General features: G+C 69.4%; 12 protein-coding genes. 6 read left to right on the forward strand and 6 right to left on the reverse strand.

Going from position 1 to position 12,186, the window contains the following annotated elements:
* The 5 genes from AC1RL8_RS06945 to AC1RL8_RS06965 all read right to left on the reverse strand — a co-directional run bounded on the left by AC1RL8_RS06945 (position 1) and on the right by AC1RL8_RS06965 (position 6,679).
* Entirely contained in the window at positions 1-333 is a 333-nt protein-coding gene (locus AC1RL8_RS06945) for a copper-binding protein (RefSeq protein WP_390342689.1), read from the reverse strand.
* Positions 330-3,497 carry an efflux RND transporter permease subunit gene (locus AC1RL8_RS06950; RefSeq protein WP_492684309.1) on the reverse strand — a complete coding sequence of 1,056 codons (3,168 nt, stop codon included), beginning with the start codon at positions 3,495-3,497 and terminating at the stop codon, positions 330-332. The genes AC1RL8_RS06945 and AC1RL8_RS06950 overlap by 4 nt, the downstream gene beginning before the upstream one ends.
* Positions 3,494-4,987 (reverse strand): efflux RND transporter periplasmic adaptor subunit, encoded by a 1,494-nt coding sequence (locus AC1RL8_RS06955; protein WP_492684310.1) that lies wholly within the window; start codon positions 4,985-4,987, stop codon positions 3,494-3,496. The genes AC1RL8_RS06950 and AC1RL8_RS06955 overlap by 4 nt, the downstream gene beginning before the upstream one ends.
* Positions 4,984-6,216 carry a TolC family protein gene (locus AC1RL8_RS06960; RefSeq protein WP_492684311.1) on the reverse strand — a complete coding sequence of 411 codons (1,233 nt, stop codon included), beginning with the start codon at positions 6,214-6,216 and terminating at the stop codon, positions 4,984-4,986. The genes AC1RL8_RS06955 and AC1RL8_RS06960 overlap by 4 nt, the downstream gene beginning before the upstream one ends.
* 76 nt (positions 6,217-6,292) lie before the next feature.
* Positions 6,293-6,679 carry a hypothetical protein gene (locus tag AC1RL8_RS06965; protein ID WP_369646411.1) on the reverse strand — a complete coding sequence of 129 codons (387 nt, stop codon included), beginning with the start codon at positions 6,677-6,679 and terminating at the stop codon, positions 6,293-6,295.
* An 81-nt stretch (positions 6,680-6,760) separates the two neighbouring features.
* On the opposite strand from AC1RL8_RS06965, the gene AC1RL8_RS06970 reads away from it, so the two are divergent.
* From AC1RL8_RS06970 to AC1RL8_RS06995, 6 genes are all read left to right on the forward strand, one after another.
* Entirely contained in the window at positions 6,761-7,885 is a 1,125-nt protein-coding gene (locus tag AC1RL8_RS06970; RefSeq protein WP_492684313.1) for a sterol desaturase family protein, read from the forward strand.
* Positions 7,886-7,887: 2 nt separating this feature from the next.
* Entirely contained in the window at positions 7,888-8,673 is a 786-nt protein-coding gene (locus AC1RL8_RS06975) for a YaeF family permuted papain-like enzyme (protein WP_159276073.1), read from the forward strand.
* A complete protein-coding gene (locus AC1RL8_RS06980) occupies positions 8,670-9,881 on the forward strand; it encodes a BaiN/RdsA family NAD(P)/FAD-dependent oxidoreductase (protein ID WP_492684314.1) in 1,212 nt (403 codons plus the stop codon). Before AC1RL8_RS06975 ends, AC1RL8_RS06980 begins: the two co-directional genes overlap by 4 nt.
* Positions 9,882-10,114: 233 nt before the next feature.
* On the forward strand, positions 10,115-10,327 hold the full coding sequence (gene rpsU, locus AC1RL8_RS06985) for a 30S ribosomal protein S21 (RefSeq protein WP_007833691.1): 213 nt from the start codon (positions 10,115-10,117) through the stop codon (positions 10,325-10,327).
* A gap of 111 nt (positions 10,328-10,438) precedes the next feature.
* Positions 10,439-10,888: a GatB/YqeY domain-containing protein gene (locus AC1RL8_RS06990; protein ID WP_062476513.1), complete on the forward strand. Its 450-nt coding sequence runs from the start codon at positions 10,439-10,441 to the stop codon at positions 10,886-10,888.
* A gap of 13 nt (positions 10,889-10,901) precedes the next feature.
* Entirely contained in the window at positions 10,902-11,390 is a 489-nt protein-coding gene (locus AC1RL8_RS06995) for an NUDIX domain-containing protein (protein WP_492684315.1), read from the forward strand.
* A 12-nt stretch (positions 11,391-11,402) separates the two neighbouring features.
* Here AC1RL8_RS06995 and AC1RL8_RS07000 read toward each other — a convergent pair whose 3' ends face one another.
* Positions 11,403-12,164, reverse strand: coding sequence for a sulfite exporter TauE/SafE family protein (locus AC1RL8_RS07000; RefSeq protein ID WP_492684316.1), 762 nt, complete (start codon positions 12,162-12,164; stop codon positions 11,403-11,405).
* Between the last annotated feature and the right edge of the window lie 22 nt (positions 12,165-12,186).

Here is a 12,186-nt window from a genome sequence, read left to right on the forward strand (position 1 = left end):
TCAGCGCGCAGCTTCGAGGTGCGTGACGGTCGGCTTGCCCTTCACCACCTCGACATGAAACCGGACCTTGTCGCCGGGCTTGACCTGTTCAAGCATCTGCTTCTCGGCCACATCGAAACCCATCGTCATCGGCGGCATCGCCAGGTTGGGGATGTCGCCGTGCTTCAACACGATCAGGCCGCGGGCCGGGTCGATCTTCTGGACCACCGCATCGGTCAGCATGCCCGGCGCGGACGCCTTCGCGGGCGGTGGCTCGCTCTTCGGCGCCTGGGCCTGGGCGGCACCGGCCAGGCCGGCGATCAGTGCGAAGGCAAGGGGATGGAGGATGTTCATGAAGTGACTCCTTGATGAGATGAGGGGTTGGAAACAGCAGACGACAAAGGGGCGCGGCGGCGCAGCAGATACCAGGCCGCGGGCACGACCAGCATGCTCAGCAGCGGTGCAGTGACCATGCCGCCCACCATGGGCGCGGCAATGCGGGTCATGACCTCCGAGCCAGTGCCGCTGCCCCACAGGATGGGCAGCAGGCCGGCCATCACGACGGCCACGGTCATGGCCTTGGGCCGCACGCGCAGCACGGCGCCTTCGCGGATCGCGGCCAGGAGCGTCTCGTCGTTCATCGGCTCCCCGGCGTCGAGGCGCCGTGCCAGCGCGTTCTTCAGATAGACCAGCATCACCACGCCGAACTCGGCCGCCACGCCGGCCAGCGCGATGAAGCCGACCGCTGTCGCCACCGAGACCGAATGGCCCAGCGCCCAGATGAGCCAGAAGCCGCCGACGAGCGAGAACGGCACGGCCGCCATCACGAGCGCCGCATCGGCGAACGAGCGGAACAGCAGGTACAGCAGCACGAAGATCACCGCCAGCGTGGCCGGCACGACCAGCTTCAACCGCTCGGTCGCGCGCGCCAGGTACTCGAACTGGCCGGACCATGACACCGCGTAGCCCGCGGGCATCTTCACGGCCCGGTCGACGGCCGCCTGCATGTCGTGGACGGCGGAGCGCAGGTCGCGCCCGCGCACGTCGACGTAGACCCAGCCCGACAGCCGCGCGTTCTCGCTGCGCAGCATCGGCGGGCCGTCTTCGATGGCGATGCGCGCGACGTCGCCCAGCAGCAGCTGCGCGCCCCTGTCGGTCACGAAGGGCAGCTGCCGCAGCCGCTCCAGCGAATCGCGGATCTCGCGCGGGTAACGCACGTTGATCGGATAACGCTCGCGGCCCTGGATCACTTCGCCCACGTTCTCGCCGCCGATGGCCGTGGACACCACGGCCTGCACGTCCGCCACCGAGAGGCCGTAGCGCGCGGCAGCGAGCCGGTCGACATCGACGTCGATGTAGCGCCCGCCGGTGAGCCGCTCCGCCAGCGCCGACGACACGCCGGGCACGCCCTTCACCGCCGCCTCGATCTGCGTGGTGAGCGCGTCGATGGTGGCCAGGTCCGCCCCCGCCACCTTGATGCCGACCGGGCTCTTGATGCCCGTGGCCAGCATGTCGATGCGGTTGCGGATGGGCGGCACCCACACGTTGGTCAGGCCCGGCACCTTGACCGCGCGGTCCAGTTCCTCGATCAGCCGGTCGGGCGTCATGCCGGCGCGCCACTCGCGCTTCGGCTTGAACTGGACGGTGGTCTCGAACATCTCGAGCGGCGCGGGGTCGGTCGCGGTGTCCGCGCGGCCGGCCTTGCCGAACACGCGCGCGACCTCGGGCACGGTCTTGATGAGGCGGTCGGTCTGCTGCAGCAGCTCGGCGGCCTTCGACACCGACAGCCCGGGCAGCGCCGAAGGCATGTAGAGCAGGTCGCCCTCGTCCAGCGGCGGCATGAACTCGCCGCCCAGGCGCAGCAGCGGCACCACGGTCAGCGCCAGCAGCACCGCGGCGACGGCCAGCGTCCCCTTGGGAAAGCGCAGCACCAGCTCCAGCGCAGGCCGGTACACGGCCATCAGGAAGCGGTTCACGGGGTTGGCGCCTTCGTGCGGAATGCGCCCGCGCACCAGGTAGCCCATGAGCACGGGGATCAGCGTCACCGACAGGCCCGCCGCGGCGGCCATCGCATAGGTCTTGGTGAAGGCCAGCGGCGAGAACAGCCGCCCCTCCTGCGCCTCGAGCGAGAACACGGGCACGAAGGACAGCGTGATCACCAGCAGCGAGAAGAACAGCGCCGGCCCGACTTCCACCGACGCGTCGGCCACCAATCGCCATCGCTCCACCACCGTCGGCTGCCTGCCCTGCGCCGTCTCGAAGGCCTCGATGTGCTTGTGCACGTTCTCGACCATCACGATGGCGCCGTCCACCATCGCACCGATGGCGATCGCGATGCCGCCCAGCGACATGATGTTGGCGTTGACGCCCTGCCAGTGCATCACGATGAAGGCCGCGAGCACGCCGATCGGCAAGGCCACCACCGCCACCAGCGCCGAGCGCAGGTGGAACAGGAAGACCGCGCAGACCAGCGCGACGACGATGAACTCCTCGATCAGCTTGTCGCGCAGGTTGTCGACGGCGCGATCGATCAGCAGCGAGCGGTCGTAGGTCGGCACGATCTCGACGCCCGGCGGCAGGCCGGGCTTGAGCGTTTCCAGCTTGGCCTTGACGGCCTCGATGGTCGAGCGCGCGTTCTTGCCCGAGCGCATGACGATCACGCCGCCCGCCACTTCGCCCTCGCCGTCGAGTTCGGCGATGCCGCGGCGCATCTCGGGGCCGATCAGCACGGTGGCCACATCGCGCAGCAGCACCGGCGTGGCGCCCGTCACGGCCAGCGGGATGGTGCGGAAGTCGTCCAGCGAACGCAGGTAGCCACGCGAACGCACCATGTACTCGGCCTCGGCGAGTTCGACGACCGAGCCGCCCGAGGCCTGGTTGGCCTTCTGCAGCGCCGCCACGACCGCCTGCTGCGTGATGCCCAGCGCGCGCATGCGGTCGGGGTCGAGCACCACCTGGTACTGGCGCACCATGCCGCCGATGCTGGCGACCTCGGCCACGTCGGGCACGGTTTTGAGTTCGAACTTGAGGAACCAGTCGTTCAGCGCACGCAGTTGCCCGATGTCGCGCGTGCCCGTGCGGTCGACCAGCGCGTACTCGTAGACCCAGCCCACGCCCGTGGCATCGGGGCCCAGCGAGGCGTTCGCGCCGGCGGGGAGCCTGCCCTGCACCTGGCTCAGGTACTCGACGACGCGCGAGCGCGCCCAGTACGGGTCGGTCTTGTCGCCGAACAGCACGTAGACGAACGAGTCGCCGAAGAACGAGTAGCCGCGCACCGTCTTGGCGCCGGGCACGCTGAGCATGGTGGTGGTCAGCGGGTAGGTGACGAGGTCTTCGACCACCTGGGGCGCCTTGCCGGGGAAAGGCGTGCGGATGATGACCTGCGTGTCCGACAGGTCGGGCAGCGCATCGAGCGGCGTGCGCACCACCGACCACCACCCCGCGGCCACCAGGAACAAGGTCGCGATCAGCACCAGGAAGCGGTTGCCGATCGACCAGCGGATGACTGCGGCGATCATCGCTTGGCGCCCTGTGGCATGCGCTGGACGGAGACCAGCTCGTAGCCCGTGGGACCGCCTTCCTTGAACTCGAAGCGGACTAGGTCGCCGGGCTGAATGTCCGGGAACGCCTCGGGCGATGCCTTCGCAAAGCCCATCGTCATCGACGGCCATTTGAGCGTGGCGACAGGGCCGTGCGAGATCGTGAGGCCGTCGGGCGCCACGCTTTCGACCTTGCCTTCGGCCTGGTGCAGCACGGCGGCCGGCGCTGCGGCCGTGACCGCAGGCGACGCCATGCTGCCCAGCACCGAGCGCAGCCGGGCCTCCGAGTCGATGAGAAACTGGCCGCTGGCCACCACCTGCTCGCCTTCATTCAGGCCGGAGATGACTTCGGTGTCGTCGCCCAGGTCCGCGCCAGTCGACACGTCGCGCGGCTCGAACGCGCCGTCGGCCTTGCGCACGATGACGACCGCGCGCTTGCCGGTGCGGATGACGGCTTCGGACGGCACGACCAGCCGGGTGCTGGCGGGCCCCGTCACCTGCAGGCGCAGCAGCATCCCGGGCGTGAGCTTCCCGTTGCTGTTGTTGACCTCGAAGCGGGCCTTCAGGGTACGGGTGGCGGCGTTGACCTCGGGCAGGATCTCGTCGAGCGTGCCGTCGAACGACTGGGCGGCATCGGCCTGGAGGACTGCCCTGACCTTCTGGCCGCGCGCGAGCCGCACGGCCTGCGCTTCCGGAATCTCGGCCACCGCCCAGACCTTCTCCAGGCCCGCGATGCGGAACAGCGTCATGCCAGGCGTGACGGCGACGCCTTCGCGCACGCCCAGCTCGGCCACCACGCCGTCGGACGGCGCGGTGAGCACGTAGCGCGCCTGCGCCGTGCCGGTCTCCTCGCTGCGGCGGATGAGCTCGGCGGGGATGGACAGGGCACGCATGCGATCACGCGCCGCGGCGACGAGGTCGGCGGAAACGCCCGATCGTTTGAGGGCCAGCAACTCGTTCTGCGGGCCCAGCCATTCAGGCGCGAAGACCGTCGCCAACGCCTGCCCCTTGCGCACGCGCTCCATCGGCGCACGGACCGACAGGCGCTCGACGTAGCCCGCCACGCGCGTCTGAACGACGACGTTGAGCCGCTCGTCGAACTGCACGGCGCCGACCGCGTCGAAGGACGCGGAGGTTTCCGCCCGCCGCACGCCGGCATACCGGATGCCGAGGTTCTGCTGGACCGTGGGGCTCACCTGCACGCCGCCTTCGCTGCCCGTGCCGGTGGCGCTGTCGGCGTACATGGGCACCAGCTGCATGTCCATGAAAGGCGACTTGCCGGGCTTGTCGAAGCGCGGGCCCGGCACCATGGGGTCGTGCCAGTAGAGGACCTTGCGGCCGTCCGAGGTGGACGGCGTGGTCGCCGACGCCTCCGTGGACGGGGCTGTCGTGCGCCCCAGGTAGAAGGCGCCTGCTGCGAGCAACAGGGCGGCCAGCAGCGCTGCGCCGATCGTGCGTGTGCGGTTCATGGGGCCCCCTCGGTGGTGAGCGGCCGGAAGGCCAGTTGGACGTGGGTTCTGGCCAGGTCGCGCTGCAGCGTCAGCAGCTTGCGCTGCGCTTCCACTTCGGCATGGCGCGCCTCGAACAGCGTGACGAGGCTGCCCTGGTTGGAGCGGTAGGCCGCCGTTGCGGCCGCGGTTCTCTGGCCGGCCGGAACGACCACGCCCGTGCGGTAGCGGTCGATGCGTTGCTGCAGGCGTTGCGCATCGCTGCGCAGCGCCTGGTATTCGGCGGTCGCGGCCCGGGTGGCTTCGGCCAGGTCGGCCTCGGCTTTCTCGACCAACGCCAGCTTGGCGGCGGTGTCCCGGTCCTGCCGCTCGCCGGGCGCCACGGGCAGAGGAATGCTCAGGCCCACCGACACCATGTCGGCGTAGCCGGTGCGCTGGCCATAGGCAAGCTCCCAAGTCCAGTTCGGCTTGCGGTTGGACGCGGTGACGGCCGCCGTCTGCCTGGCCACGTCGACATCGCGCTGCATGGCTGCGACCGTGGGGTGCGCGGCCACGTAGGCCGCTTCGGATGGCACGGCGATGGCGCCCGGCGACTGCAGTTCGTCGGGCGGTACGCCGACCCAGCGCTGGAAGGCGACGCTGGCGGCTTCCTGCTGCTGCAGGAGGTCGGCCGTCTCGTCTTCCGCGATGCCTCTGGCGCCGGCCAGGGCCAGCACGTCCTGGCTGCTCCCTGCGGCCGACGACAGGCGTGCGCGCGAGGCTTCCAGTTCTTCGTGCGCATGGTGTTCCATGCGCCGCGCGAGCTTGATGCTCTCGCCGGCGTAGAAGGCGTTCACGTAGGCGAGCGCGGCCTGCCGGCGGGTGTCGGCCACGGCGGCCTGCACCCGCACCGCTTCCACCCCGACCGACGCCTCGGCGGCGGCCTGCCGCGCGGCGCGCTTGTCGGCGGACAGCCATTCCTGGCTGAGGCCGATGCGCTTCATCGTCATCGAGTCGCGCGTGGTGTGGAAACGGTCCGCGCCCGTCGCGGGCAGGTTGTCGACGCCGATGCGCAGCGTGGGGTCGGGAGGCTGCGGGGCCGCGGAGGCCGCCGCCGTGGCGCTGGCGACGCCGGCACGGGCGGCGCGGGCGGCTTCGGAGCGTTGCGTCGCCCGCTGAAGCGCGTCCTCCAGGGACAGGGGGGCCGCCGTCGCCAGGTACGGCACCAGCGCGGCAGCCCAGGCGGCCGCGCGCGAAAAGGAAATGAACATGAAAACTCCGCAAACGAACGAGCGAATCGCTGGCGGGCGGACGCGCCGCATCAGCACCGGTCAGTCGACGGAGATGTCAGACGCGCAGTCGGCGCGTGGCGAGAAAAACGGGATCGGGCGGTGGATGCTGCCGCTCCGGCACGGCCTGCGGCGGAAGGACATGGCCTTCCGACACCAGCACCAGCGGCATCACCACGAGCTGCACGATGGCCGGCAGCGAAGGCGTGGTCAGCTTCACCGGCTCGAAGGACAGCGACAGGTCGGCGGCGTGCTGGAAGCACAGCACCGGCTGGGCCATGTCCATGCCTTCGCAGGGCTCGCCCGACGCCATCATGTCGGCCATCGAGCCCGGGCTGTCCGACGCGCCGGGGCAGACATAGCCTGCCAGCGCCAGCTGCGAGAACAGCAGCGACAGGACCACGAAAATCGCGGTCGTGCAGCGACGAAGGGAGCGGCGGGCCATGAGGAGCCGCAGTGTAGCGCCGCCGTCCGGGCGCCGCCTAAAATCCCGCCCGGCCCAACGAACAAGAAGGAAGAGGCAGGGATGCTCGACAAACTCAACGAATTCACCGAAAGCCACGGCGAGCTGCGCCGCGGGCGCGGGCTGGTCACGGGCACCATCGCCTTCAGCCTCGCTGCCCTGTGCTTCCTGGGCGTGCTGGCCTTCCACTTCCCGCAGTACCTGACGACGCCCGAGCTGCGCAAGAGCTACAACGTCGACGTGATGCGCGTCATCCTGCTGACGGCGCTGGTCATTGCGGGCGGGCTCTCGCTGGTCAACATCATCTTCAACCGCTCGCGCTGGCTCTCGTCGGCCGCGTTCCTGCTGGTGGCGGTGTCGGCGCTGCTGGGCGGGCACAAGGTGCCGGTGCACGACTTCGCGGACCACACGCCGTACATCGGGCTCGATTGGTTCATCCTCGACCTGCTGGGCTCGTCGCTGATCTTCATCTTCATCGAGAAGCTCTTTGCACTGCGCAAGGACCAGCCGGTGTTCCGCGAAGAGTGGCAGACCGACTTTCACCACTTCGTGGTGAACCACATGATTGTGGGCTTCGTGCTGCTGGCCACCAACCTCATGGTGCACAAGCTCTTCGGCTGGGCCGCCAACGACGGCATCCGCGGCTGGGTAAGCAACCTGCCGTTCTGGGCCGGCATCCTGCTGATCATCCTGGTGGCCGACCTCGTGCAGTACTGGACGCACCGCGCGTACCACGAGGTGCCGGTGCTGTGGCGCCTGCACGCCGTGCACCACAGCGTGAAGAGCATGGACTGGATGGCGGGCTCGCGCCAGCACATCCTGGAGCTGCTGATCACGCGCACGCTGGTGCTCGCGCCCATCTACGTGCTGGGCTTCAGCAAGGACGTGATCGACGCCTACATCGTGGTGGTCGGCTTCCAGGCGGTGTTCAACCACTGCAACGTGAGCGTGCGCCTGGGGCCGCTGCGCTACCTCATCGTGACGCCCAACTTCCACCACTGGCACCACAGCCAGGACATCGAGGCGCTCGACAAGAACTACGCGGCGCACTACGCCTTCCTCGACTACATCTTCGGCACCGCGGTGAAGAGCACCAAGCTCTGGCCCGAGAAGTACGGCGTGCTGGGCGACTACGTGCCCAACGGCTTCTTCAAGCAGCTGAAGTTCCCGTTCGTCTGGAAGGGATGAGCATGGCTTCCCTTCTTCGCGCCGTGGCGCTCGCCGCGGCGCTGCCGCTCTTGCTCTCGGCCTGCGCCACGCGCATCGAGATGCCTTCCGAAACCTCGGGCCTGCGCCTGCGCGTGCAGAGCTCGGTGATCGCCCCCGGCAACGGCGGCGAGCTGATCGGCGCCGAGGTGCTGGCGCCCGGCGACATCCTGCTGACCTCGATCGCCACGGTGAATTCGTTCGGCATCCGCCTGGGCACTTTCTCGCCCGTGAGCCATGCCGTGCTGTACCTGGGCGACGGCCAGATCGCCGAGGCCGTGGGCACCGGCGTGCGCGCGCGGCCGCTGGCCGAGGTGGTCGACGAAGAGCAGATGGTCGTTGCCTTTCGCGTGCCGGGCCTCGTCGAGGCCGACGTCGAGAAGATGCGCGAATGGGCGCACTCGCAGGTCGGCACCCGCTACAACACCGCCGGCGTGCTGCTGAACGCGCCCTTCGTGCTGAACCGCCGGCTGTGCGAGCTGCCGCTGATTCCCTCGGCCGTCAGCGCGTACTGCATCAGCGGCCTGGCCACGGTGCAGCTGGGCGCCAGCCGCAACGACCAGTTCTTCTGCTCCCAGTTCGTGCTGGAGGCCTACCGCCAGGCCGGCGTGCCGATCACCGACGCCGACCCGCGCTGGGTGAGCCCCGCCGACCTGCTCCACATGCGCGAGGGCGACGTGCCCTCGATCGCCGCCACGCAGCCGCTGCGCTACGTGGGCCACCTCAAATACAACCCGCCGCCGGTGCTGGCGGCGGACGGACCCGCTTGAGCTCTTCCCCTTCTTCCTTTGACGTCGTTGTCGTCGGTGCCGGCGCCGCCGGTCTCTTGTGCGCCGCACTGGCGGGCCAGCGCGGCCTGCGCGTGCTGCTGGTCGACCACAGCGAGAAGGTCGGCGAAAAGATCCGCATCTCGGGCGGCGGCCGCGCCAACTTCACCAACCGCGACCTCGACGTGCGCGCGCCGCAGCGCCATTTCGTCGGCGACAACCCGAATTTCTGCCGCTCGGCGCTCTCGCGCTACGCGCCGCAGCAGTTCATCGACATGGTGCAGCGCCACGGCATCGCGTACCACGAGAAGCACAAGGGCCAGCTGTTCTGCGACGGCTCCTCGCAGCAGATCGTCGACATGCTGCTGGCCGAGTGCGCCGCCGGCAACGTCGAACGCTGGCAGCCGTGCAAGCTCGGCGACATCGCCTTTGTCGACGGGCGCTACCAAATCAGTAGCACGCGCGGCCCGATCGACACGCCCAAGCTCGTGGTGGCCACCGGCGGCCTGTCGATTCCCCAGATTGGTGCCAGCGACTTCGGCTACCGGCTCGCCGAGCAGTTCGGCCTGCGCCTGGTCACGCCGCGCCCGGCGCTGGTGCCGCTGACCTTCGGCGGCGACGCCTGGGCGCCCTACGCCGGCCTGGCCGGGCTGGCGCTGCCGGTGCGCATCGAGACCGGCGGCAAGAAGGACAAGATGGCCTTCCTGGAAGACCTGCTGTTCACCCACCGCGGCCTGTCGGGCCCGGCAGTGCTGCAGATTTCGAGCTACTGGAAGCCCGGCGCCCCGCTGACGCTGGACTTTGCGCCCGGCACGGACGTGGCCGAGTCGCTGTCCGACGCCAAGCGGCGCTCCAAGAAACGCATCGCCAACGAGCTGGCCGCGCTGGTGCCCTCGCGCCTGGCCGACGCCTGGGTCGGCGAAGACCCGGCCCTGCAGCGCCCGGTCAACGAGGCCACCGACAAGGCGCTGGCGGCGCTGTCCGAGCGCATCGCCCGCTGGCAGATCACCCCCAGCGGCACCGAGGGCTACAAGAAGGCCGAGGTGACGGCGGGCGGCGTCGACACGCGCGATCTGTCGTCCCAGACCATGGAATCGAAGCAGCCGGGCCTGTATTTCATCGGGGAAGTGGTCGATGTGACCGGCTGGTTGGGCGGATACAACTTCCAATGGGCCTGGGCGAGCGCACATGCGTGCGCACAGGCACTCTGAAGGCGCCCCTGAGGTTTTTTCCAGGACACCGAGGAACCGGCTTTGCCGGGCCTCAGGTGTCGCCCCCGGCGAGGGGGTTGGAGAAGCGACACGAAGTGCGCGCAGCCTGGGGGAGTGCTATACTCGCGGGCTAACTTTTGGCCTTCCCTCAACGGCCACAAAATTTTTCAGTTGAGGAACCCCGGCTTGGGGCCTCGATCTCCCCCGGCCAAATCCATTTCAACGATTCATCAATGACCACCATCCGCGTTAAAGAAAACGAGCCCTTCGACGTCGCCCTGCGCCGCTTCAAGCGCACCATCGAAAAGCTCGGCCTGCTGACCGACCTGCGCGCCCGCGAGTTCTACGAGAAGCCGACGGCCGAGCGCAAGCGCAAGAAGGCAGCTGCGGTCAAGCGCCACTACAAGCGCGTGCGCAGCATGCAGCTCCCCAAGAAGCTGTACTAAGCAACGCCCAGGGTGGCTGGCCCCGACGAAAGTCCCCGCCAGCGCCCCGTTGCACCAGCCGCGCCAGGGAAACCTGCCGCGGCTTTTGTTTTTTCCGAAAGGTTGCGAAGAATGACTCTCAAAGAACAAATCACCGAAGACATGAAGACGGCGATGCGCGCCAAGGATTCGGAGCGCCTGGCCACCATCCGCCTGCTGCTCGCCGCCATGAAGCAAAAGGAAGTCGACGAGCGCGTGGAGCTCGATGACGCCATGGTCGTGGCCATCGTCGACAAGATGGTCAAGCAGCGCAAGGACTCGATCGCCGCGTTCACCACGGGTGGCCGCGCCGACCTGGCCGACAAGGAAGCCGCCGAGATCAAGGTGCTCGAGGTCTACCTGCCCCAGCGCATGAGCGCCGATGAAACGGCCGCCGCGGTGAAGGCCATCGTGGCCGAACTGGGCGCCTCGGGCCCCGGCGACATGGGCAAGGTGATGGGCGTGGTCAAGACCCGCCTGGCCGGCAAGGCCGACATGGGCCAGGTCAGCGCCGCGGTCAAGGCCGCCCTCACGGGCGCCTGAGGCGGCCACCGCCATGAAGAACGGCAGCAGCCCGCTCGGCGCCGCCCCCGTCGCGACGATCCCGAAGGCCTGCGCCTGCCTGGTCGATGCGCAGGGCCGGCTGCTGGTGTTCCGTCACCCCGAAGACGGCAACATGCAGCTGCCCAAGGGCACCATCGAGCCCGGCGAGTCGCCCGAGGCGGCCGTGCGGCGCGAGCTGCTCGAAGAGTCGGGCCTGGTGTTCGCCGGCCGGCTCGAATCGCTGGGCACGCTGGAGCGCGAATGCGAAGCCGGCGTCGAAGGCAACACGCACCGCCACCCGCAGCGCTGGCACATCTTCCTGATGCGCGACCACCGCGCCCTGCCCGAGACCTTCGAGCACATGGCCACGGGCAGCCCCGAAGAAGAAGGCCTGGTGTTCTCGTTCTACTGGCTCGAGGCCGACGCAGCCATCGAGGACTTCGCCCTGCCCTACCGCCAGACCATCGAGCGCGTGCGCGCGGCCCTGCTGGCCGCCAGCTGACCGATCACGGGATCAGGCGGACATGACGGCGCGCAGCGCCATGTACGCCCCCAACAGCGCCAGCCCGATCAGGAAGCAGCGCCGGAACACGGCGACCGGCAGCCGCTGCCGCAACCAGGTGCCCAGCACCATGCCGCCGACCGCCGGCACCAGCATCGCCAGCGACCCGCCCAGCACCGCCGCCGGGTAGCTTCCGTTGGCCGCCAGCCCCAGGGCCAGCACCACGGTCGAGGTGGTGAACGAGATGCCCATGGCCTGGATCAGCGCATCGCGCTGGAAACCCAGGGCCTGCAGGTACGGCACGGCCGGCACCGCGAACACGCCGGTCACGGACGTCACCAGTCCCGTCGCAGCGCCCACCACGGGACCGAGCCAGCGCGCCTGCGCGTCGCTCACGTGCAGCTGCCGCCCCGTCAGCCCCCACAGCGCATAGATCACCAGTGCCACGCCGAGCGCCAGCGAGGCCCAGGCCCCGGCCGGTACGCCCAGCCACCACGCCCCAGCGAGCGTGCCCACCACGACACCGGCCTGCATGCGACCGATGCGGCGGAACACGGCACCGAAGCTGGTGCGCGGTCCGGTCTGCCAGAGGTTGGTGACCAGCGAGGGCACGATCAGCAACGCCGCCGCCTGTGCGGGCGACATCCACAGCGCGAGCAGCGCCATCGCCACGGTCGGCAGCCCCAGGCCGATCACGCCCTTGATCAGGCCGGCCAGCAGGAACACCGCGGCCGCCGCCGCCCACAGGCCCATTGCATCGTTGGAAATCGTCATCGCCGCGGAGTCTGCCGACCGA

Source organism: Variovorax sp. GW822-FHT04E09, from assembly GCF_058800845.1.